General features: G+C 61.2%; 16 protein-coding genes. 8 read left to right on the forward strand and 8 right to left on the reverse strand.

Going from position 1 to position 23,460, the window contains the following annotated elements:
* Nucleotides 1–37: 37 nt before the first annotated feature.
* The 4 genes from LOZ77_RS10890 to LOZ77_RS10905 all read right to left on the reverse strand — a co-directional run bounded on the left by LOZ77_RS10890 (nt 38) and on the right by LOZ77_RS10905 (nt 5,272).
* Nucleotides 38–955, reverse strand: coding sequence for a ribose-phosphate pyrophosphokinase (locus LOZ77_RS10890; RefSeq protein WP_230279176.1), 918 nt, complete (start codon nt 953–955; stop codon nt 38–40).
* Nucleotides 952–2,490 carry a thymidine phosphorylase family protein gene (locus LOZ77_RS10895; protein WP_088712488.1) on the reverse strand — a complete coding sequence of 513 codons (1,539 nt, stop codon included), beginning with the start codon at nt 2,488–2,490 and terminating at the stop codon, nt 952–954. Before LOZ77_RS10895 ends, LOZ77_RS10890 begins: the two co-directional genes overlap by 4 nt.
* A complete protein-coding gene (locus LOZ77_RS10900; protein ID WP_088712489.1) occupies nt 2,487–3,851 on the reverse strand; it encodes an MBL fold metallo-hydrolase RNA specificity domain-containing protein in 1,365 nt (454 codons plus the stop codon). Before LOZ77_RS10900 ends, LOZ77_RS10895 begins: the two co-directional genes overlap by 4 nt.
* A gap of 86 nt (nt 3,852–3,937) precedes the next feature.
* Nucleotides 3,938–5,272 carry a hypothetical protein gene (locus LOZ77_RS10905; protein ID WP_230279177.1) on the reverse strand — a complete coding sequence of 445 codons (1,335 nt, stop codon included), beginning with the start codon at nt 5,270–5,272 and terminating at the stop codon, nt 3,938–3,940.
* 82 nt (nt 5,273–5,354) lie between these two features.
* Between LOZ77_RS10905 and LOZ77_RS10910 the strand changes: the two genes are divergently transcribed.
* Nucleotides 5,355–7,010 (forward strand): acyl-CoA dehydrogenase family protein, encoded by a 1,656-nt coding sequence (locus tag LOZ77_RS10910; RefSeq protein ID WP_088712490.1) that lies wholly within the window; start codon nt 5,355–5,357, stop codon nt 7,008–7,010.
* A gap of 54 nt (nt 7,011–7,064) precedes the next feature.
* Here LOZ77_RS10910 and LOZ77_RS10915 read toward each other — a convergent pair whose 3' ends face one another.
* Both LOZ77_RS10915 and LOZ77_RS10920 read right to left on the reverse strand, forming a co-directional pair.
* Nucleotides 7,065–9,458, reverse strand: a complete 2,394-nt coding sequence (locus LOZ77_RS10915; protein ID WP_088712491.1) for a cation-translocating P-type ATPase — start codon at nt 9,456–9,458, stop codon at nt 7,065–7,067.
* A gap of 85 nt (nt 9,459–9,543) precedes the next feature.
* On the reverse strand, nt 9,544–10,473 hold the full coding sequence (locus LOZ77_RS10920; RefSeq protein WP_230279179.1) for a 1-phosphofructokinase family hexose kinase: 930 nt from the start codon (nt 10,471–10,473) through the stop codon (nt 9,544–9,546).
* Nucleotides 10,474–10,662: 189 nt separating this feature from the next.
* On the opposite strand from LOZ77_RS10920, the gene LOZ77_RS10925 reads away from it, so the two are divergent.
* The 5 genes from LOZ77_RS10925 to LOZ77_RS10945 all read left to right on the forward strand — a co-directional run bounded on the left by LOZ77_RS10925 (nt 10,663) and on the right by LOZ77_RS10945 (nt 18,052).
* Nucleotides 10,663–11,514, forward strand: a complete 852-nt coding sequence (locus LOZ77_RS10925) for an alpha/beta fold hydrolase (protein WP_088712493.1) — start codon at nt 10,663–10,665, stop codon at nt 11,512–11,514.
* A gap of 159 nt (nt 11,515–11,673) precedes the next feature.
* Entirely contained in the window at nt 11,674–13,278 is a 1,605-nt protein-coding gene (locus LOZ77_RS10930) for an L-lactate permease (protein WP_253523032.1), read from the forward strand.
* Nucleotides 13,275–14,513: a cation:proton antiporter gene (locus LOZ77_RS10935; RefSeq protein WP_047822095.1), complete on the forward strand. Its 1,239-nt coding sequence runs from the start codon at nt 13,275–13,277 to the stop codon at nt 14,511–14,513. The genes LOZ77_RS10930 and LOZ77_RS10935 overlap by 4 nt, the downstream gene beginning before the upstream one ends.
* 120 nt (nt 14,514–14,633) lie before the next feature.
* Complete coding sequence (gene ppsA, locus LOZ77_RS10940) at nt 14,634–17,054, forward strand: phosphoenolpyruvate synthase (protein WP_230279180.1); 2,421 nt, start codon at nt 14,634–14,636, stop codon at nt 17,052–17,054.
* Entirely contained in the window at nt 17,051–18,052 is a 1,002-nt protein-coding gene (locus LOZ77_RS10945; protein WP_046904082.1) for a hydroxyacid dehydrogenase, read from the forward strand. Before ppsA ends, LOZ77_RS10945 begins: the two co-directional genes overlap by 4 nt.
* A 4-nt stretch (nt 18,053–18,056) precedes the next feature.
* On the opposite strand, the gene mrdA is transcribed toward LOZ77_RS10945, so the two are convergent.
* Together mrdA and LOZ77_RS10955 are read right to left on the reverse strand one after the other, a co-directional pair.
* Nucleotides 18,057–19,964, reverse strand: coding sequence for a penicillin-binding protein 2 (gene mrdA, locus LOZ77_RS10950; protein ID WP_230279181.1), 1,908 nt, complete (start codon nt 19,962–19,964; stop codon nt 18,057–18,059).
* A gap of 255 nt (nt 19,965–20,219) precedes the next feature.
* The gene (locus LOZ77_RS10955; protein ID WP_047822097.1) at nt 20,220–20,942 is read right to left on the reverse strand and encodes a 1-acyl-sn-glycerol-3-phosphate acyltransferase; all 723 of its coding nucleotides are present in this window, start codon (nt 20,940–20,942) and stop codon (nt 20,220–20,222) included.
* 207 nt (nt 20,943–21,149) lie between these two features.
* Between LOZ77_RS10955 and LOZ77_RS10960 the strand changes: the two genes are divergently transcribed.
* Both LOZ77_RS10960 and cls read left to right on the forward strand, forming a co-directional pair.
* Nucleotides 21,150–21,743 carry an RNA polymerase sigma factor gene (locus LOZ77_RS10960; RefSeq protein WP_088712497.1) on the forward strand — a complete coding sequence of 198 codons (594 nt, stop codon included), beginning with the start codon at nt 21,150–21,152 and terminating at the stop codon, nt 21,741–21,743.
* Nucleotides 21,744–22,031: 288 nt separating this feature from the next.
* Complete coding sequence (gene cls, locus LOZ77_RS10965) at nt 22,032–23,453, forward strand: cardiolipin synthase (protein ID WP_172406228.1); 1,422 nt, start codon at nt 22,032–22,034, stop codon at nt 23,451–23,453.
* The last annotated feature ends 7 nt before the right edge of the window (nt 23,454–23,460 follow it).

A 23,460-nucleotide genomic window follows, 5' to 3' on the forward strand; every position in this document is an offset into this window, starting at 1 on the left:
GTGGTTGCGGCGCTTTCGTTACGCCGAAAGGGTGGGATTAGTGGCCGGCTCCGATCAGCTCATCGTTCTGGACGCTCCATGCGCACAAAGCCTCGGCGAGTGCCGGCGAAATATCCACCGCGTTGGTTGGATGCGCGATGGCATTGACGCTGATCACGCGCTTGGCCCCGGCCTGCAGGAGCTCGTCATATGCATCGCCGGCAAAGATGGGGTGGACCACAACGCACACCGGCGGCTGTGTCCCAGCCTTCGAGAGCAGCTTGACTGTTTCGACGAGCGTTCGCGCACTAGAGGCAATATCGTCGATGATGACGGGTTGTTTGTCGTCCATATCGGGAAGGCTCCCGCCGCTGATCGCCACATCGAAGTCGCCCCAGCGTTTCTTCTCCAGAACGGCTGAAGGGATCCCTGCCCTGTCTGCGACATCGAGCACCCATTGTTCGCTCTCCTCGTCGGGCCCGATGACGAAAGCGTCCGGAATGTTGGCTTTTAGCCAATCCGCGATCGCCGGTGCTGCGGGCACGACCTTGCTCGGCACCGAATAAATCTCGTCGAGATTGTCGATGCGGTGCAGGTGGGGATCGACGGTGACGAGGAAATCGAAATAGAACGACAGCAGCCGCGAGAACGACATGGATGTGATGGCCTCGCCCGGATTGAACGCCTTGTCCTGGCGCATATAGGCTAGATACGGCGCGACGAGCGCGATGCTGCGTGCGCCCTGATCGCGCAGCGCATCCGCCGCAAAAAGCAATGGCGCGATTTTCGCATCGGGCCGATCAAGAGTGCAAAGCAGGACTACATCGCGGCCACTTACGGGTGTGGCGATCCGCAGGTAGGTTTCTCCATCGGGGAACCGGCGCGTCTCGAGTTCGCCGAGATCGGCCTCGAAACACCGGGCAAGTCCTTCGGCCATGCCCGGTGCCGCGCTAAGGGAAAAGACGACCCTGCTCATTGTGCCTCCAATCTGATCATATCGCTGTTGCGCAAAGCAAAGGCGAAAGCATAATCAAGCTCGCCCATGCTTTCGCCGTGAATGGTGAAGAGTGGCTGCCCTTGCTCAACCAAGTCGCCCGACTGGACATGCAGAGCGATACCGGCCGTCGCGCGCTGCGGTGCGCCAGCGAGTTTGGCAGTGCGCGCAAGCAGGCGGTTGTCGAAGGTGGCTACCCGTCCTGCGCGCGCGGCGAGGAATTCGCGCGTCTGGAGCGCCCGCCCTGGCTCTTTGAAGCCGCCCTGGGCCTCGCAGATAGCAAGAAATTTGCTTTCTGCGCGCCCCTCGACCAGCAATTGCGTCGCCCGATGGAGAGCATCGGAGCGTGGTGCGCCGCTCAATTCGAGGATGCCGGCAGCCAGCGCCAGCGCGCGAGCTTTGAGATCCTGCGGCGCGTCGTCGCGGTTGGCCAGAACCGCAAGGACATCATGTGCCTCCAAAGCCGGCCCGATCCCGCGTCCCACTGGCTGGGTCCCGTCGGTCTGGACCGTCGTGACGTGCAGTCCGCATTGCAGCGCCACGTCCTTGAGCAGCCGCGCCAGGGCATCGGCGTCTCCCGTGCTCCTGATCTTCGCGGTTGGCCCTACTGGTAGGTCAAGCAATACGTGCGTCGATCCGGCAGCAAGTTTCTTGGAGAGCACCGAAGCGACAAGTTGCGCATCGCTATCAACATCCAGAGCCCGCTCGATCCGAATGAGGACGTCATCTGCAGGACTGAGATTGACGCTGCCGCCCCAAACGATGCAGCCGCCTTCGCGCTCGACCACTTTCTGCATGGCCGCCACATCGAGCGTTACAGGCGCCATGGTCTCCATCGCATCCGCAGTGCCGGCCGGTGACGTGATCGCCCTGGATGACGTTTTTGGCATCGTGAGCCCGGCGGCTGCGACAATACTGACCACGATTGGTGTTGTCCGATTGCCCGGCAGCCCGCCGACGCAATGTTTGTCCATCACGCGGTCGGCATTCCATTCGAGCCGGTCGCCTGCAGCGAGCATCGCTCGGGTGAGGGCGGCGGTTTCCTCACCTTGTGCCGGTTGCGCAGCGAATGCGGAGACGAACGCGGCGATGTCGACATCCGAATACCGACCGTCCGCGATATCGGCGATGATGTGTCCCAGTCGGTTGTCATCAAGCCGGTGGCCATAGAGTTTAGCTCTAACGTGGCTGAGCGACGACAACGGCTGAGGATGCCTGACCTGAAGCTCTTCGCCTTCGGCGAGCGAAAGCCGTGCCATCAGCCGATGAGGCAGACCCACTTCATCATCGGCCAGGAGATTATCAGTGGCCCGGTAAAGCGTCGCCAACACCGTTCTTCCTCGCGCGACAAGTTCCACCCGGGCGCGGGCGCGGAACCCTTCGGACCGCGCAACCGGACAATCCTCATGCATGAAGATCATCGCTTCGCCAGCGGTTTCGATCGGTAAGGCGCGCGCGCGCAACGGATGAGCAAGTGCATCCGTGGAGGAGGTGGGGGTAAGGACACCCTCTCTCATGAAAGCACGACCTCTTCGGCGTGCTCGGGGACGCGCGCATTCCAGCCAAGACGTTCGGTAACAAGATGTCTTAGGGTGTCGGACGCACCGGGTTCTCCATGGGTTACGAAGACCTGCTGCGGGGAGGACCGGAAACCTTCAAGCCATCGCAGCAGCTCGTCCTGGTCGGCATGGGCCGAGAGCATGTCGAGCTGTGCCACCTCGGCGCGAACGGGGATATAGCTGCCGTGGATTTTCAGTTCAGTCGCGCCATCGCGCAGGGCTGCGCCCCGCGTGCCGCCAGCCTGAAACCCTGCCAAAATGATCGTGTTGCGGTGACTGGGGGCATAGTGTTTGAGGTGGTGGAGAATCCGCCCGCCGGTTGCCATGCCGCTCGCTGAAATGATGATCTTCGGCATGGCGCTGCGATTGAGCTGCTTCGAATCTTCGGCTTCGCGAACATATTCGGCAATTCCGCAGGCATCGCGGCATTGCTTTTCGGTGAGCCGGTGTTCGCCGAGATGGTCACAGAAAATCGAGCTGGCGTTCACCGCCATGGGACTGTCGAGATAGATCGGGATTTGCGGCAGGCGGCCTTGCTGCCGCAACTGACCGAGATGGTAGAGGAGCGTCTGGGCGCGCCCGATCGCGAAGGAAGGAATGATGACCGACCCGCCGCGCTGGACCGTTCTTCCGACAACGTCTTCGAGTACACTTTCAGGATCGGCCTCGCCATGATGGCGATTGCCGTATGTGGATTCGGTGACGATGTAATCGGCCTCTGGAACCGGCACGGGGTCGACCATCGTGGCGCTGCCATAGCGGCCGATGTCACCCGAGAAGACAATCTTCATATCGCCGCACTGCAGCTCGATACTTGATGCGCCGAGAATATGGCCCATCGGCCGGAAGATCGCCTTGCAATCGCGCGTAACTTCGACCAGCTGCTGGAAGGGCACAGGCCGGAATGACTTCAACGCGGCTTTCGCATCGGCCTGGGTGTATAGGGGCCGAGGCGACTTGTGCTTGCTGTACCCTTTCCTTTTTGCATAGCGGGCGTCGGCCTCCATCAAATAACCGCTGTCGGGAAGCAGCAATTCGCACAGTTTGAGCGTTGCGTGCGTGCTCAGCACTCGCCCCTTAAACCCGTCGCGGATCAGGGCAGGAACGTAGCCTGAATGATCAAGGTGAGCATGTGTGAGGAGGACCGCATCGATTGACGCCGGATCGACCGGAAACGGCTTCCAGTTGCGCTCACGAAGCTGTTTGAAACCCTGAAAGAGACCGCAATCGATTAGGATCCTGTGATCAGGCGTCTGCAGAAGATATTTCGATCCGGTGACCGTTCCAGCTGCTCCTAGAAAACTTAGTTTGTAGCTCACCAGACGTGTTCCCCGCCAATCGGATAGATGCGTAACCCCCAACAGACGGGAGCACGTGGCGGGAATTACAGTTTATCCTTTCGAACTTACCGGAATCCGCTGTCAGGCGCATCCGGCATGGGAAGGATCGGCGAAAAGCCGCCACCCGGGGTTCGCATATTTGTCGCCTGGCCATGGTAGAGCCGTGCCGCGCGCAACAGTATTTCTCCGGCATAGGTATAAAGCCGCACATCCACTTTGAGCTCGACGATATCCGTCTCAAGGCGGACCTTGCGCGTGCTCGGAGGCGTAAACCGCTGCGCGACATAGCCGCCCTCGACGATCTCGGACCAGACCCGCTTCGTCAGCTTCGCTCCGCGATAGGCGGCCTTGCTGCCATAACCGCGGGCAGGTTTGAAAAACCAGTCTCGCCGTTCGGACCAGAATTTCTCGGCGTTAAAACGATCGACGATTGCTGTTTTCGGCACCGCGGCGAGGATCACTTTTTTCTCGCGTTCGCTCAAACCGCACGAAGCCAGCCAATCCGGATCGGAAAGCAGGCAGAGGTTCCGCTTGTCGGCATAGAGCGCATGGATATGCGGATTTGGCGAGAGCACGACGCGGCCTGTCATATAGGCTTCCCGAAGGGTCCGGCTCTCCGGGCGATCGAGCGAGAAATCGACCAGGCGATTATACACAAGATCGATTTTCCTGCCCTCGAAGAGTAATCCGGCGGGGGAGAGCTCGAGGTCCTCGGGCCCGGCGACCACCGCTTCATATCCGTGCTCCTGCAACAGGGTCCTTGCTGCGAGAAATTCGGGAAAAAGCGGCTGTCCTTCAGGATCATCATCGACGATGGCGATGGATTCGAGCTCACCGGCACGATCCTGCGCATGCCACTCCTCCTCGAACATCCGGGCAATTCTTGTCCGAAACGTGTCCTGTGAGATGTCTGCGGCCAGAGCCGGTCGTGTTTCCCTGCAGCATTGGGTTTGCGCATCGGCAAGCAAGGCGTTCAGAAAAGCGCCGCCGGCATTGGTGTTGATCTCGATGAGCCGCGGACCGTTGGCGGTGAGATGGAAGTCGTAGCCCATAAGAACCCCTTTGGGCCCGAAATCTCGGGCGGCTGACGAAGGCGCCCAGCCCATGACAACCGAGCGGAAGGCGGGGGTTTTGGCGACGGTCTCGATGGCCGTCACAACCTCCGTCATGGCCGAAAGCGTAGCTGGATCGATGAAAACCGGGGCGTTGGCGAAAAGGTTCGACTGTGATGCAAGGAGGGTGTCGCCGGCTCCGCTCTCGCCGAGTTCCGTATCGAGGAGGGTCGCCAAACGCTGCCGGTCGAGCGTTACGCACATGCACTCGGCATTGGCCCAGTCCGCCGCCTTCCCTTCAGCCTGTTCTGCAGCACAGCTGTCGGTCTTGTCATCGCATGGCATCATTCGGTTCCATCAATAATGGGCAGATAAAGCACTTCGCCCAGTGAGGAGTTGCGCTTTTTCGCTGTCTCGGCGAGACTCGGATATGCCGAGAATCTCTTTGCCAGACCAGCTTGCCACGCATGAGGTGCTCAACCAGCCTCCACCCCTTGTGGATTTCAACGCCTTCGAGCTCGACGTTCCTCTGCAAAGCGCACTCGAACGAAACGGGGCGGCTGCGCACCGCGACCAGCTTGCTGTATTTGGCAAACGCGTCGGCAGTTTCGAGGCGCTCGAATGGGGGCGCCTTGCCAACGAAAATCCGCCAAAGCTGAAAACCTTCGACCGCTTCGGCCACCGGATCGACGAAGTCGAGTTTCATCCCGCCTACCACCAACTCATGCGCCTCGGTCTTGAATCGGGCGTGTCGGGGGCGGCCTGGACCGCCGAACAGGCGGGTCATACGCTGCACGCTTCGCTCCTCTACCTCATGACCCAGGCCGACGCGGGCACGGCCTGCCCGATGTCGATGACTTACGCGGTCGTTCCCGCGCTCCGCGCCGAACCGGCCGTAGCCGCTGAATGGGAGCCGCGCGTTACCAGCGGCCGATATGACCCGCGGTTTATCCCGGCGGCTGAGAAGACTGGCGCGACAATGGGCATGGCGATGACCGAGAAGCAGGGCGGTAGCGACGTTCGCGCGAATACTACACGCGCGCATGCGCTCGGCACGGGGGAATATGAGCTGATCGGCCACAAGTGGTTCTGTTCCGCCCCGATGTCCGACGCCTTTCTGACCCTCGCCTACGCAGAAGGCGGTCTGACCTGCTTTCTCGTGCCGCGCTGGCGCCCCGACGGGACCCGCAATGCCATTCACATCATGCGGCTCAAAGACAAGCTCGGCGACCGCTCCAACGCCTCGTCCGAGATCGAATATCACGGCGCCTGGGCCCAGCGTGTCGGGGAAGAAGGTAGGGGCATACGGACCATCATCGATATGGTGCAGGGTACACGGCTCGACTGCATTGCAGGGTCCGCCGCGGGAATGCGTGCAGCTCTTACGCAAGCCGCATGGCATACGCGGCACCGCACGGCCTTCCAGCGCCAATTGGCCGACCAGCCCGCCATGCGCGGTGTTCTCGCCGACCTCGCGCTCGAGGTCGAGGCCGCGACGGCGCTGATGATCCGCATCGCCTCGGCGTTCGACGCTGCGCAGGCCGGCGACGAACGCGAAGCGGCCTTTGCGCGCCTCGCGACACCGATCGCAAAATATTGGGTCTGCAAACGTCAACCCGGCTTCGTCTACGAAGCGCTTGAGTGTCTTGGCGGCGCCGGCTTTGTGGAAGAGGGGCCCATGCCGCGCCTTTTTCGGCAGAGCCCTCTGAATGCGATCTGGGAGGGGTCGGGTAACGTGATCGCGCTCGATGCCCTCCGCGCGCTCACGCGCGAACCGCAAGCGTGGGAAGCCCTGCGCGCGGAGCTTGGCCGGGCGCAGGGCGCGCATCCGCTGCTCGATGCGGCCATCGATCGCCTCGACGGCATTCGTGTCAATGGTGTCCCCGCGGAATCCGAAGCGCGCGCCTTCGTCGAGACGGTCGCGCTGTCGCTCGAGGCAGTCTGCCTCCGCGATGCACCATCTGCCGTTCTCGCCGGGTTCTGCGTGACGCGGCTCGACCCCGACAACCGTGCGTTTCTTTATGGCGGAGCGAATGCTTCGCTTGACACCGACCGGCTGTTGGCCCGTGCCCTGCCGAGCGAATGAGGCGTCGGACGCTCTTGCAGTGAAGGACACTTGGACGGCATCAAGGCCTGACACTCAGGCACTCGCCTGACCGGTAACAGGCGGTGTGGGGGCCTCTTCGGCAAAATTTTCAGGCTTATAGCTGTCTAGGCGGGTGCGTTTGAGCAGCAGGGCATTGACCGCGACAAGGACGGAACTGCCGGACATCGCGATTGCTGCGACAGCGGGACTGATAATGAACGGATAGAAGACACCGGCGGCGGCGGGAAAGGCGATGACGTTGTAGGCGACCGCCCAGAACAGGTTCTGATGCATCTTTCGCAGCGTCGCACGCGACAGCTCCACCGCGCCCACAACATCGTAGGGATCACTTCGCATCAGCACGACGTCTGCGCTTTCCATGGCCACATCGGTACCGGCCCCGATCGCAAAGCCCACATCGGCCTGGGTCAGGGCAGGCGCATCATTGATGCCATCCCCGACCATTCCGACTCTTTTTCCTTGCGCCTGAAGCTCTTTCACCTTGTCGGCCTTCTGGCCGGGAAGCACATCGGCGAGCACGATGTCGATACCCAGTTCCTCGGCCACGCGCCGCGCGGTACCCTCATTGTCGCCGGTGAGCATGGCGACCTCGACGCCCTTGTCATGTAGCCGGGCAATCGCGGCCTTGGCCGTCGGACGCGGCGCATCGGCGATCGCGATCAGGCCTACAAGAATCCCCTGGTGAGCGACATGGACGACCGTGCGGCCCGCTCCCTTGAGTTCCTCGGCCTTGTCAGCCAGCCCTCCCAGTGAGATTGATTCTTCGTCCATCAGCCGGCGGTTGCCGAGGAAAACGGTATCGCCGTTGACCTCCGCCTGCGCCCCTCTCCCGTCGCGGTTGAGAAAATCGCGCGCTTCGGGGATCTTCAGTCCTTCGGCCTTGTCAAGGATCGCAAGGGCGAGCGGATGCTCCGATCCCTTTTCGACCGCAGCGGCCAGTAGCAACACTTGTTCGGGCATGCGGCCCTCGGCGGCCACGATATCCACGACGCGCGGTTCGCCCATCGTCAAGGTGCCGGTCTTGTCGAAGATAACGACATTGAGCTTTGTGGCGTCTTCCAGCGCCGACGCGTTCTTGAACAGAATGCCGCGACTTGCGCCGAGCCCGGTGCCGACCATGACCGCCATCGGTGTGGCCAGTCCGAGCGCATCGGGGCAGGCGATCACGAAGACCGTGATTGTCAGGGTCACGGCAAACAGCAATGTTTCACCGATCCACCAGAACCAGACAGCAAACGTTCCGAGGCCAATGACGATCGCGATCAGAACAAGCCATTGCGACGCGCGGTCGGCGAGCAATTGCGCGGGCGCCTTGGAATTCTGCGCCTCCTGCACGAGCTTCACGATTTGCGCGAGCGCCGTGTCAGCGCCGACCTTGGTCGCCCGGTAGCGGAAACTGCCGCTCTTGTTGATGGTCGCTCCGATGACCTCGTCACCGGGTCCTTTTGCGACCGGCATGGATTCACCGGTCAGCATCGATTCATCGACCTGGGAGCTGCCTTCCAATACCTCCCCGTCTACGGGGATCTTGTTGCCCGGGCGGATGAGCACGGTGTCGCCTTCAAGGACGTCGGCCGTTGGGATTTCCTGCTCCTCGCCATCGCGCAGAACGACCGCCATTGGCGGGGCCAGGTCGAGCAGAGCCCGGATCGCCGCCGACGCGCCCGCGCGCGCGCGCATTTCCAGCCAGTGCCCGAGGAGGATGAACACGAGCAGGATGGCGACGGCCTCATAGAATTGCACGCCGGGAAAGAAAAATGTCGATCCGACGCTGAAGAGATAGCCGGTGCCGACCGAAAGCACGACAAGCACGGCCATATTGAGAATGCCATTGCGAAGGGCGCGCCATGCAGCGACCACAAATGGCCAGACCGGATAGAGCACGGCCGCGCTCGCCAGGCCGAACAGAAAAAGCTCAAGATTCATGCCGAACGGCGGGGCCGGAGGAGTGAAAAACCCGCCCATCGGGGAGTAGATGAAAATCGGGATCGTGAAGATGAAGGCAATCCAGAAACGGTTGCGCATGTCGCGTACCATCTCCTGCATGTCCATGCCTGCCCCGTGGCCCATTTCCTGGGCCATTTCGTCCTTCGCCCCGCCTTGGCGGTGGTCGTGGTGAACTGCCTGTTCTCCCCTGCTGTCCGCACCGCGCCCCGGTCCCGTGCCGGATTCCGAAAGATTTGCTTCCGCCGGTTTACAGACATGCTTCGGCATGATGCCGCCACGGCAGCGGAAACCGCAGCTTTTGATCAGGCTCTGAAGCCGCGTCCCATCGGTCTGCGCAGGGTCGTATTCCACGGTCACGCTGCCCCCCGCGGGGTTTGCAGTGGCTCGGCTTACGCCGGCTTCATGCCGCAGCTGCTTCTCCACGCCGAGGTGATCGAGTTCTTCAAAGAGATTTCCGACTTCTAAAGTGAGTGTTGCCAAAGCGAATTCCCTCTAGGCTGAACCATAGTGCTTCTGGATCAAGACGGTAATGAGCGCTGGCTCTTACAGTTGCTTGCCTGCCACCCTAGCCCTCGCTGCGCGCTCTGAGTTCGGCATAGAGCCGCTCGACATCGCTGCGCTTGCATAGCGAAGTTCCTGGTGTAAGCGCCGTGGCAGCGCCAGCTGCCATGCCGTAAAGAAAGGCCGCCTCGGGCGCGTCGCCTGCGGCAAGGCGAACGGTCATTGCGGCAAGGAAGCTGTCTCCCGCACCGACGGCGCTTTGTGCATTGATCTTCGGGGCGGCGTGCATCACGGTCTTCTCGGGCGTTACAAGCATGGCGCCATCGCGCCCCAGAGTGAGAGCGAGCATGTCGAGGCCATTATCGCGCACGATGGCTTGGGCCGCCGTTTCCTGCTCTGCCGCGGTCGCCAGCCTTCGGCCGACGAGCGTTTCGAGTTCGCCTAGGCTCGGCTTTGCCAGGTGAACGCCGCCACCAATGCCATGCCGCAGAGCGTCTCCAGAACTGTCCAGTACCAGCTTGATGCCTCGGCGCTGGCAAATCGCACCGACGACGGCGTAGATATCGCTACGCAGGCCGCGCGGAAGACTCCCGCTTGCCACGAGATATTTGCAATCGAGCGTTTGCAGCGCTCGCAGGACGACTTCGCAGTCGCGTTCGGAGACTTCCGGACCCTGCGGCACGAAGCGAAATTCGAGATTGGTGGACCGTTCGTAGATCGCGTGGCTGATCCGCGTGGAGCCGGAGATCGAGAAGCGTTCGGCCCGCACCCTTGCTTGCTTGACGAGCTCCTGCAACACGCCGCCTGTTGCTCCACCTGCAAGATAAAGCGCGTAGGACTCGCCGCCGAGTTCATTGATGACGCGCGCAACGTTGAGACCGCCTCCGCCAGGGTAATAATGCTCATCGAATGTGCGGATCTTGTGCATCGGCTTCACCACCTCGGCCTGCGCCGCACCATCGATAGTCGGGTTGAGCGTCAGGGTAGCTATCATGACGAGGGGATCCTTTGTCTTTTTTACGGTCTCCCCGGTTAAGACGCGGCAGGATACGCAGCCTTACGCCGCCATGATCCGCTCGTATGCCTGTCTGGTTTCGTCGGCGCTCGTCAGACTGAGCCGCCCGTGTAACCTTGGCGACGCCAAGGCGTCTGTCCTGCAGGCGACGCGCGAAAAATCAGAGAAATGGTGCAAGATTTGATCCTCCCTTCAAGACGCGATCGCGACCCTGAGCTATTTGTGAAGATATTTGGAAGCGGTGTCCGGACCCTGGTGTTCGTTGCGGGGCTGGGTGGGACCACGCGATATTGGGAGACGCGGGTAACCGAGCTTGCGCAAGAGCATAGAATTGTGCTCGTCGACCTCTTGGGCTTCGGACGATCGCCCAAGCCCTGGGTGAAGTATAGCGTCGAACGGCATGTCGATGCCCTGCAGCGCGTTCTCGCCCCTCTCGGGCCGGTAACGCTCGTTGGCCATTCGCTGGGCGCCCTGATTGCCGCAGCCTATGCGGCCAGACATACCGAGACTGTCGAGCGCCTCGTACTCATCAGCCTGCCTCACTTCGGATCGCAGGACGCGGCGTATACATATATGCGCCAGGGACCGGTTAAAGGAGGGCTCATATACACCAACGTCCTGTTGACCATGCTAGCCTGCATCATCACGCGCCGCCTGTTAGGGAGAATCCTGCCCTATCTCATTCGAGATATTCCGCGCGAGGTCGTCGAAGACCTTGTCAAGCATACGTGGAGGTCATCTACCTCGTCGCTATGGGATGTTGTCTATCGCCATGATGTTGCGGACGACCTGAGAATTCTAGAGCCCGTTCACAACGTGCTTTGTATTCATGGGAGCGATGACATCATGGCACCGCTTGCGCCGGTAAGAGCGCTGGCAGAAGCTTTCTCGAGTGTGCAGCTTTGTGTCCTTGAGGGGCTCGATCATCACCCCTTTCTGCGCGAGCCGGAAAGGTGCTGTGAGCTTATCGCGAGCTTTGCCGAGCAAGCGGCGCGAGAAGCCATGCTGCCGAATGGCTGAGCCCGCCTGACTCCTTTGGCCCCGGACGGGGAGGGCCGAGCCGCGCTGATGCGGGCCGAGGGTGCCTCTGCGCCTGTCTCCGCCGTAATCGCCGGCCCTCTTTCCCGTCCGATAGACGAGACGCAGTCTGGCGCTGCTTACGGCCGAGCGGAGGGCGACATTACATTCAGCCTATTTCTTGCAGCGCTTTCGCCCCTGCTCGCGGTTCTGCTTTTCCTTGTCGGTCTGCGGATGCCCGCATCGCGGGCCATGGCACTGGCCTATCTCGTAACCGCCGCTGCCGGCTATTTCCTGTGGCACATGGCGCCCCGCACAATCCTCGCCGCTTCGATCGAGGGTTTGGCGATCGCGGCCTCGGTCTTGTGGATCATATTTGGTGCGATACTTCTCTTGAGGCTCCTTACCGAAGGCGAGGCGATGGCCCGGATACGCGAAGGATTCGCGGCCATATCGCCGGAACCGCGGGTCCAGCTCATCGTCATCAGCTGGACCTTCGGTGCTTTCCTCGAAGGCGTCGCCGGTTTCGGCACACCGGCCGCCATTACCGCTCCGCTGCTTGTGGCGCTTCGTTTCACACCGATGGCAGCCGTGTCGCTTGCACTGATTGCCAATAGCAGCCCGGTTGCCTTCGGTGCGATCGGTACGCCGGTGGCCATCGGGCTGCGCGAAGGACTCCGTCAACCTGCCGCAAATGGCGGGCTCGATAATCTGATCGAAAACTCGGCGCAGATGGCAGCTGCAATTGATCTGACTACCGGATCGCTCGTCCCGTTCGCGCTCATCCTTATCTATTCGCGGTTCTTTTCCAAAGAACGAAGCTGGTCCAGTGCGCTGGGCTATTGGCGGTTCGCTCTGTTTGCCGGTCTGGCTTACACCATACCTGCCTTTATCGTCAGTGCGACGCTAGGTCCCGAACTTCCCGCGCTTGCCGGCGCGCTTTGTGCCATCGTGCTCGTGGTTCCAGCAGCCCAACGCGGTTTCCTCAAACCCAGATCTGGCGCAGCCACTTCGGGCGCGCCGATTGCCGTAGAACCGTCACGCGTTACACTGAAGCGAGCCTGGGCACCCTATCTCTTGCTCGCCGCGCTCCTTCTCGTGAGCCGCGCAGATCTGTTGCCGGTTAAACAGGTCATGCAGGATGTCTCGTTTGCCTGGCTTTCGGTCTTGGGGACACCGATCAACATTGCGATTGCGCCGCTATATTTGCCGGGTTCGATGTTTTTGATCGCGGGTCTTTTGGCCGTCTTCCTTCTGCCTCTCGACAGTGAGCGGCTCCGCCGCGCTGGCCGGGACACCCTGAAGATCGCGGCCGCAAGCGCTGTGACGCTTGCAGCGGCGGTCCCGATGGTGCGCGTCTTTGTGTATTCGGGAATCAATTCGGACGGTCTGCCCAGCATGCCAATGGCGCTTTCAGTTCTTGCGGCCGATGCCGCCGGACAGAACTGGCCGGTGATTGCACCATTCATCGGAGCGCTGGGCAGTTTTCTCTCAGGAAGCGCGACCTTCAGCAATATGACATTTGCCCTGTTTCAGTTCACCGCAGCCAATCAGGCCGGACTGCCACCGGAAACCGTCCTTGGCGCCCAGATCCTTGGCGCCAGCGCGGGGAACATGGTGTCGGTCGTCAATGTGGTGGCAGCTGCAGCCGTCGTCGGCCGTGTCGGGCGCGAGGGAGAGATCATCCGGGTCACGCTTGTGCCAATGCTCGCCTATACTGCCGCCGTTGGCCTTGTCGCAGCTGCCGCAATCGGGTTCGCACGATGATCGAGCATGTGCTGCATCTCATTCTCCTGCTGCTGGCGGCGAGATCCTTCGGAGAGATTGCAACGCGCCTCGGCCAGCCCGCGCTGGTGGGGGAGATCGGGGCCGGGCTAATACTGGCGGTTTTGGCGGCCTCCCTCAACGCTCCGTTTCTCGCCGAATTGTCGCGCAGCGCCTTTCTCGACCTTGCCGCCGAGTTCGGAATTTTCTTCCTGCTGCTGCTTGCCGGCCTCGAAATTGCCCCCGGAGAGCTGTTCAGACATTCGGGTCGCTCGGCTGCCGTGGCGCTCGGAGGCGTGCTGTTGCCACTCGCTTTGGGCATGGCCCTTGCGTGGTGGGTGCTTCCCGACAACCCGATGAAATTCGTCCAGGCTCTGCTGGTCGGCGTTGCATTGTCAATTTCTGCGGTCCCGGTCGCCATCGGCGTGTTCATGGATCTCGGCATGGTCCACACCCCAACCGGTCGCACGGTGATCGCCGCTGCAATTCTCGACGATATCATCGGACTTGTGCTCCTCGCGATCTTGACCGGCGCAATTGCGGCAGGTTCCGTCCCGGGGATTGGGGCGATGTTGCCGCTGCTTGGCAAAGCCGCGCTGTTCTTCCTCATTGTCGCTGCCGCCGGCTATTTCGGGGCGCCGAGGATCGCCAATCTGATCTCGCGCCTGCGGATTCCCGCCCCTGAGTTTACCGCGCTCATTCTGACAGCCTTGGGGTTTGCAGGGCTGGCCGAACTGCTTGGCATGGACTTCATCATCGGAGCCTTCGCCGCCGCCCTTCTGTTCAACGCCAAGAGCCTGGGTCAAGCCTCTTTCGCGCGCCTGAAAGCAACGGTCAGCGATCTCACGATGGGCTTGCTGGCCCCGCTTTTCTTTCTTTCGATCGGTATTCGCGTGGATTTCGCGGCCCTTGCCATCATTCCTGGCATCGTGCTGGCGCTGATTCTAGTCGCACTTATGGGCAAGATCATTGGCGCCGGGCTTCCTGCTCTGCTTTCTGGTCTCACCCGCAAGGAGGCGCTCGGGGTCGGGTTCGGCATGAGCGGCCGCGGGGCGGTTGAATTGATCATCGTGAGTATCGCATGGGAGGCAGGGCTCTTCGATTATCCCGGCACGGTCGTCGCCAATCTCTTTTCCGCTCTCGTCCTCATGGCGCTCGTCACCACGATTGTCACACCCATCGGACTGCGCTGGCTTTTTCGCGAGCGGGGGCAGCAGGGCTGTAATCGGCCGGGCTGAAAACCGTCTCACCATATGGACGATGCTTCGGCGGCGACGGGTAAGATTTAGCCGCCGCTCGAGGCAACGTCCACGTTCGACCACTGCCGAGCACCGCTCGCGAATGACCCGGAGATTTCGATGCCCGACGCCCTTATTGCCTGGTTTGAGGATATTGGACGCGGCGACGTCGCCATGGTTGGCGGAAAGAATGCTTCGCTCGGTGAGATGGTCGGCGCGCTGTCGAAGCGCGGTATCAGAGTGCCGGGAGGCTTCGCCACAACGGCGCAGGCCTATCGGCACTATATCGCGACCAACGGCATTGAACCCGAAATGAGGCGCTGGATCGAAGCGCTCGATGCCGGGCGCGCCTCGCTTCAAGTGGCAGGTGCTGCGATCCGGCATGCGTTTCTGGAAGGGGCGTTTCCACCGGAGATCGAGGCGGCCATCGGTGAAGCCTATGACGCTTTGTCTGCGCGCAGCGAACAGGATGCGGTCAGCGTCGCGGTCCGCAGCAGCGCGACAGCGGAGGATCTTCCCGAAGCGAGCTTCGCCGGGCAGCAAGAGACCTTTCTCAATGTCACCGGGAAGCGCGCACTTCTCGATGCCTGCCGGCGCTGCTTTGCCTCGCTCTTTACCGACCGGGCGATCAGCTACCGTCAGGCACAGGGTTTCGACCATATGGATGTTGCCCTGTCGATCGGAGTGCAGCGCATGGTGCGCTCGGATCTCGCTGGATCGGGGGTCATGTTTTCAGTCGATACCGAAACGGGTTTCCCCGACGTGATCGTGATAAGTGCCGCCTGGGGGCTTGGGGAGACTGTCGTCCAGGGCTCGGTCGATCCTGACACCTACCGTGTCTTCAAACCCTTTCTCGAACGTACAGATACGGTTCCGCTTATCGAGCGCAGTCTTGGGGCCAAGGAGCGCAAGATGATCTATGCGACCGGCGGCAGCGTCAGGACGTTGACCAAGAGAACCACGCGCCGCGAACGCGAGACCTTCGTCCTCTCCGATGACGAGGTACTTGAGCTGGCGCGCTGCGCCAAGACCATCGAAAAGCATTATGGTCGCGCGATGGACATGGAGTGGGCGAAAGATGGTGCAACCGGCGAACTCTTCATCGTCCAGGCCCGCCCGGAAACGGTTCAGGCGGGCAAGGCAGCGGGAAGACTGACTACCTACAGGTTGAAACAGCGCGCCGAACCGCTGCTTACGGGCGCGGCGGTCGGCGAGGCGATCGCCACCGGGGAGGTTTGCGCGATCCGGGACGCCTCGCAGATCGAGGCTTTTCGAGATGGTGCAATCCTTGTGACAGGCATGACCGATCCGGACTGGGTGCCAATCATGAAGCGCGCAGCGGGTATCATCACTGATCACGGCGGAACTACCAGCCACGCAGCGATCGTCAGCCGCGAACTCGGCGTGCCGGCCATCGTTGGGACACAGACAGCGACGCGCACCCTGCAGGACGGGCAGCCCATCACCCTGTCATGCGCGGAAGGCGACCGCGGTGCGGTCTATGAAGGGACGCTCGAGTTCGAAACCATCGAGTTCGACCTGGCGGATCTGCCCGAGACCGAAACCGATGTGATGCTCAATATCGCGAGTCCGGCCGCCGCCATGCGCTGGTGGCGCCTTCCCGCGCGCGGAGTAGGCCTCGCGCGGATGGAATTCGTGATCAACCACCTGGTCAAAGTTCACCCGATGGCGCTCGTCGCCCCGGAGAAGGTCACAAGCGAGGATGCCAGGCGCGCGATCGCCGAGCTTACGCACGGATATGCCGAGCCTACCGACTATTTCGTCGACACGCTCGCGCTCGGCATAGCCAAGCTCGCGGCCCCGTTTCATCCGCAGCCGGTGATTGTCCGCCTCAGCGACTTCAAGACAAACGAATATGCTCACCTTCTCGGAGGAGAGGCCTTCGAACCGGATGAGGAAAATCCGATGATCGGATGGCGCGGCGCTTCGCGCTATTACAGCCCAGGCTACAAGGCGGGTTTCGCGCTCGAATGCCGCGCTTTGCGGCGCGTACGCGAGGAGATCGGCTTTGAGAATGTCATCATCATGGTGCCATTCTGCCGTACGCTCGCCGAAGCCGATCGGGTCCTCGAAGTGATGGCGGAAAACGGTCTCGAACGAGGCCGAAACGGTCTCCAAATCTATATGATGTGCGAGATTCCGGCGAACGTCCTGCTCGCGGAGGAGTTCGCACAGCGCTTTGACGGATTTTCGATAGGTTCCAACGATCTCACCCAGCTCGTGCTCGGGATCGACCGCGATTCCGAGCTTCTCGCCGATCAGTTCGACGAACGCAACGAGGCGGTAAAACGGGCGATTGGCGAAGCCATTATCAAGGCGCACCAGGCCGGGATAAAGATCGGAATTTGCGGCCAGGCACCGAGTGACCATCCCGAGTTTGCCGGTTTCCTGGTCGATTGCGGGATCGACTCCATTTCGCTTAACCCCGACAGTTTTGTTGCCGCAGTCAAGGTGGTCGCTCAAGCCGAGGCCATGTCGGATAAAGGCCGAGCACAACCGGCTGAGGGTTCGCGGATATGAAGGTCGTCATCTTCGAGGCCGAGGAATGGGAGGCGAGGGCATGCCGCGCACTTTCCGGCAATCACGAACTCACTTGTGTCAAGGAACGGCTGACATCTGATAACGCGGCAAAATACAGCGATGCCGAAGTGATCAGCACATTCATCAATTCACGGCTCGATGCAGAAGTCCTGCGCCACTTCCCCGAGCTGCGGCTGATCGCCACCCGCTCGACCGGCCACGACCACATCGATCTGGCCTGGTGCGCCGCAGAAGACATCGAGATCGCCAACGTTCCCGACTATGGTGATGTTACTGTAGCCGAGCACAGTTTTGCCTTGATGCTGGCTGCCGCGCGATATCTCGTTCCGGCGGTCGAACGTACACGGCGCGGAAATTTTTCACAGGATGATCTGCGCGGTATCGAGCTGCGCGGGAAGACCCTTGGCGTCGTCGGGACCGGCCGCATCGGGCGCCGCGCGATCGAGATCGCGCGCGGGTTTGGCATGAATGTCGTAGCGTTCGACGTCGATCCGGATAGCTCTGCGGCAGCAAATCTCGGCTTTACCTATTTGCCTTTCGCCGAACTCCTTTCCCAAGCCGACATCGTCACATTGCATCTGCCGGCAACCCCTCAGACCCAGGATCTCCTGTCCGATGCCGAGTTCGCTGCCATGAAGACCGGCGCGCTCCTGATCAATACGGCGCGCGGCAACATCGTCAGCGTTCCCGCTCTGGTGCGCGCGCTGGCGGAGGGGAAACTCCGCGCCGCTGGCCTTGATGTGCTCCCGCAGGAGCCGCTCGTCCGTGAAGAGGCAGAAGTGTTTCGCGGACCGCCGCTGGAGAAGGAGAATTTGGAGGCCCTCGTGGCCAATCATGTGCTTCTGCGCTTTCCGAACGTCATCGTGACTCCGCATGTCGCCTATAACACGCATGAGGCGGTCGCGCGCATCATCGAGACGACAATTGAGAATATCGAAGCTTTTGCAATGGGTTCGCCGAAGAACCTCATTGTTTAGGGGGTCAGTCGCTCGGTGTGCGGGCGGCGAATTCTGCCGCTTCGCGCGCCATTCGCTCCTCGATTCCGCCACCCCAGCCATTCTCCAGTGATGCCAGGCGCTTCATGGCTTGCCGTTCGTCAAACAGATAGAGCAGCGTATCGCTTGCGATGGGATAGGCCGCTCCAGACCCTCCGCCATGTTCGATTACCACCGCCACCGTATAGCGGGGCCGGTGAACCGGCGCATAACCAACGAACAATCCATGATCGCGCAGCTTCCAGGGGAGAGAGGCATTGGAGCGGACGCCGCGGCGACGTTCGGCCATCGTGATGCGGCGAACCTGCGCGGTGCCCGTCTTGCCCGCCAGCTTGATGTTCGGAAGGGGAAGGCGGGCGCGGGTTGCGGTGCCCTGGCCATTGACAACATCCTCCATTCCCTGGCGGACGATCGCAAGCATTCGGGGGTCAATTTCGAGTGGTGCGGCAGGCGCCTCCTTTGCGGCAAGTAGCTTGGGATGGGTTTTCTCACCGGCGGCAAGCCGCGCCGTCATGACCGCAAGCTGCAGCGGGTTGGCGAGCAGATAGCCTTGCCCGATTGTCGCATTGACAGTGTCATAGGCTTCCCAAGGCTCGTTGTATCGTCGCCGTTTCCAGGCAGGATCGGGGACAGTGCCGTAATACTGATAGGGAACCGGCAAGCCTAAAAACCGCTCGCCAAGCCCAAAACGTCTGGCCATGTCGGCAATTGGCTGAATGCCCACCCGAATGCCCATGACATAGAAATATATGTCACAGCTTTCTGCAATCGCCCGGTTCATGTCGACTACACCGTGGCCACTACGGCGCCAGCAATGGAACGTGCCGCCGGCAATGTTGATCCGGCCGGTACAAAGGACGGTTTCGTCTGGGTCGATGTTCTCATTCAGCAAAGCCAGGGCCGTGATCGGCTTGATGGTCGATCCGGGCGGATAAAGTCCCTGGAGGGTCTTGTTTCTGAGTGGAACGCGTTCGTCTTGCGACAGCATGTCCCATTCGAACTGGCTGATCCCATCCGAAAAACTGTTGGGATCGTAGGCTGGCATCGAAGCCATAGCGAGAACGCCGCCGGTGACCGCGTCGAGCACCACGACCGAGCCGGACTGGGTGCCCAGTCGCCGCGACGCATAGGTTTGAAGCCCACCATCAATGGTCAATTGTACGCTTTTACCTATAGTGTCGGATCGGACCTCTAGCGCGCGTACGACCTTGCCCGTGGCTGTCACTTCGGCCCGGCGCGCGCCGGGCTTGCCCGTCAAATGCTCGTCGAGCGTCTTCTCGAGCATATCCTTGCCGACTTGCATGCCCGGAACCATTAGCAAGGGATCGCCGGTTTTTTCATACTCCTCGCGGCTTGGGGCTCCGACATAGCCGAGCAAGTGAGCTGTCGCGGCTCCTGCTGGATAGTGCCGCGAAAACCCTCTCATCGGGGATACGCCGGGGAGGTCGGGAAGGCGTACATTTACAGCGGCATATTGGTCCCACTCGACATCGCTCGCAACCCGCACGGGCTGGTGATCCAATGCTTGTTCGAGGTCGGTCTTGAGGCGGTCCGTCTCATCGGCGCTAAGATCGAGCAGCTCGGCAAGCTGCTTCACGACCTTATCGGCGTCCTCGAGGCGATCGGGCAGGAGATCGATCATGAAGACCGATTTGTTGCTGGCGAGGGGGACGCCCGTGCGATCAAGCAGCAATCCGCGCCTCGGCGGGATCAGGCTCAGCTGAAGCCGATTGCTCTCGGAGAGCAGTTGCCATTTTTGGTTTTCGGCGATCGCAAGCCAGGCGAGCCGGCCTGCCAACACACCGCCGAGACCGAGCTGCACCGCGCACAAGATTGTCGCCCGGCGAGAAAACTGCTGCTCCAATATCCTCTTGTTCGTTGGCGGTTTCGCCACACACACTGCTCCTTATTGCAAGACTCCCGGTTTTGATTGTCCGTCCAGACCGGCTCCTGGTGCGCGCTGGCCTGCCCGGGCGGCACCTCATTCGGATAAACAGACGCGGGGCGCGCTTGGTGATTACGAGAACGTCGCCGACGGCGAAGTTCAGAACAAATGGGTGTTGCCTCTCGCAATGAGATGCAAGATCATGTTCATGGGAGCGCAGGCCTCCTCATCCTCATAGGGATCCGGGCCCTTTCGGCGGTCAGTCTAGGCCTTGTTCAGATTGGCGACTTCGACCGCGAGGGACCGCTGTGCCTGCGCGACAAGAACTCCATGATCGGTAGCAGGTGGGATCGGCGGGAGTATCGAAACGGTAATCGATCCAGGATGCAGCCGCATGCCCTGCCGCCAGAGCCGGCCGGCATCGTGGGCAACGATTACTGGGGGTATCGCCAGATTTCGATAGAGCAGTTCCACTCCGCGCTTGAATTCGATCGGGCTTCCCGGCTGCTTGCGTGTGCCTTCGGGGAAAATGAGCACCGAGCGACCCGCCGCTACTTCCGCGCGGCAGGCCGCAAGCATTTCACGCAGCGCCCGCGCCGACTGAGCGCGATCGACCGGGATCATGGGGGAGTTCTTCAGGAACCATCCTATCACAGGCAGCGCCAGAAGCTCACGCTTGGTGACAATCGCCACGTCAGGGAAGAGAACGAGTGCGGCAAACGTTTCCCAGGCCGATTGATGGTTGGCGATGATGAGGACGGGACCCTCGGGCAGGTTAACGCGTCCCCTTTCCGTATAGCGGATTCCGGCCAGCGCAGCGAGGAGACAGAGAAGGCCGCGCGCCCAAATCCGGGTGAGCTGCCGAATGATCCGCGGCGGACGACCCAGAAGAACCAATAGCGGGATCAAGGGCGCAAAAAGGAGAGTCCACACCGCCGCCGACACTGCAAAGGCGAGACTTCGCATAGTGGTGATCAGGCGGCTCATCGGGTTTTCTCGTCTCGGTGCAGAGGATTTCTAAACGGGCTGAAACAAGAGACGGGGCACGGCAGCTCGGCTTACAGGACGAAGCGCATCAGCGCGTTGTTTCCCGGCCGGAACCTCTCATCATCCGCCGAAACACCAAAGAAATCTGAGGGGCGGGGCCTCTCCCTGCGTATTCCAAGTAGGTGGAACTTCGGTGGGGAAGAACTCATGCCATTATCTTACGCCGCACAATCAGAGGATATTGTTGCCGAAGAGCAGGAGCGTTCCGAACCTGAGAACCGGCGAGAGACGAACAGAGAGATTATTGAGCGGGTTCTTGTTGGCGATTATGTCATCTTCCGCCGGCTTGCTCTCAAGCGTCTGCGCGACCGCCTCGCGGCGGATGATGTCCTTCAGTCCTTCTGCGTCAAAGCGCTTGAGCGCGCGCATCAATTGCGTGATGAAAATGCCGTCCACGGATGGCTGCGGCGCCTCTTCGAGACGACGTTGCTCGACCATTACCGGGCCTCGGCGCGGCTCAACGCCAAAACGACCCCGCTTGAACCCGGCGGCCCACCCTTGGAAGAAATCTCGGGAGAGAGTTTGTCGGTCGATGAAAGCGAGGTGGTCGAGGAGGTATTGGCGACGCTTCGGCCAGCCTATACGCAAATCATCCGGCAAATGGACCTGGGGCGGGACGAGCCTTCAGTCATCTCTTCGCGCCTCCACATTTCGCCCAACAATCTCGCCGTAAGACTCCATCGTGCCCGCGGCGCATTTCGCGATGCTTTGGCCGACACCCCTATTGCTTTGCAAACTTGAGGAGCCGACGCGCTCGTGTGGGCGGGCAGAGACTATGTCATGCCTATTCAGTGAGACCGAAACGAGGTCTGCGCTGTAATAGCAGGCGCGCTCCCGCGTCTATGTACATGCATGCGAGCTCTAAGGGTCGAATTGTCGGGACCATTTGGCTGCGTAAAAGCCCGAACCCGCCAAGCTCGTTGCCGCGGCGATGCCTCCAACCCCGCGCCTCGGCAGTGCGGCACGCCGTGATCCTCCCCCCTCCTACGGCGTGCCGCCATTGCTTTCCGACAAGCGGGAGCAAGACCGGTGTCTGATACGCTCTTGCTATTCCTCACGCTGGATTGGCTCGCGCGGTTTGCTATCTTCGCGGTGATCATTTTCAGCCGACCAGCGGTTGGCGCACAGGGCTGGCTCGCGCTGGTTCTCGTCTTCCCCATTCCAGCCATTCTCGTTGTTCTCTGGGCGTTCCGTCCGCTGGCAACGGCGCGCAGGCGTGCGCGTTTTGCTGAAGCGCGCAGGCAGCTCAAGATTGCGCGCCGCCAGATCCTGATGTCGCAGCACTGCTCACCGCCGCAGCTTCCCGCGCATCTTGTTCGGGCAGCGCAGCTCATCGAGCGGGTCAATTTGTTCCCTGCGGTGGGTGGAAACAACATCGAAGCGCTAGCGGATTATCAGGAAGTGATCGACCGTCTCGTGGCCGACATTGGTACTGCCCGGCACCATGTTCATCTCACGACCTACATCTTCTCCGACGATGCTGTGGGCAACCAGATCATCGCGGCGCTCGTGGCTGCCGCAAGCCGCGGGATAGAATGCCGCGTTCTGATCGATGCGCTCGGTTCCTATTGGTGGTCCCGCCGGATCATTCGAAAACTCAGGAGCTGCGGGATAACGGTGCGCCGCGCGCTGCCCGTATCGCTAACGAACATGGAGGCCCTGCGGCCCGATCTGCGCAATCATCGCAAGCTCGCTGTGATCGACGGACGGCTCGGATATATCGGCTCGCAGAACGTCATCAGCCCCGAGCTACCGGGAGGTCAGCGCAGCAAGGAATTCGTGGTGAGGGTCAACGGACCCGTCGTGCTCCAGATGCAGGCGCTCTTTGCCAATGACTGGTTTTTGGAATCCGGCGATCTGTTGAGCGACGGGGCGCTCTTTCCGCATGAACGGTCCGCAGGGGCGGCGCGCGCACAATTGGTGGCTGGCGGACCCGAATATCGGCGCTCTGTCATCCGGCTGCTGCTCGATGCGCTGGTGCATACGGTCGAACACCGTCTGGTCATCACGACCCCCTACTTCGTGCCGGACGAAGCGCTCCTGCTCGCGCTCGAAGGGGCCGCCGCCCGCGGTGTCGAGGTCTGCTTGATTCTACCGAAGAAGGGCGACCATCGTCTGGTCGATCTGGCGCAGCGCTCTTTCTTCGATCGAATGCTGGAAGCGGGCATCGACATACACCTCTATCATCGCGGCTTCCTGCACGCCAAGCATGTAAGCGTCGACGATGACCTCGTCCTTGTCGGTTCGATGAACATCGATTTGCGCTCGCTGGAGTTGAACGGAGAAGCTGGCCTCCTCATCTATGATCAGGACACAACCGCGCGCCTGCGCGAAGAGGAGGCGCGCAACATTGCGGGGAGTGAGCGCTTGGTTCGCGCCGAATGGAATGCCAGACCTGCGCTTGCCCGCGCTGCGGAAAATGCAGCACGGCTCTTTAGCCCGCTATTATAGGATCAAC

Origin of the sequence: Croceicoccus sp. Ery15 (assembly GCF_020985305.1) — a bacterium.
In the GTDB taxonomy this organism is placed as follows: domain Bacteria; phylum Pseudomonadota; class Alphaproteobacteria; order Sphingomonadales; family Sphingomonadaceae; genus Croceicoccus.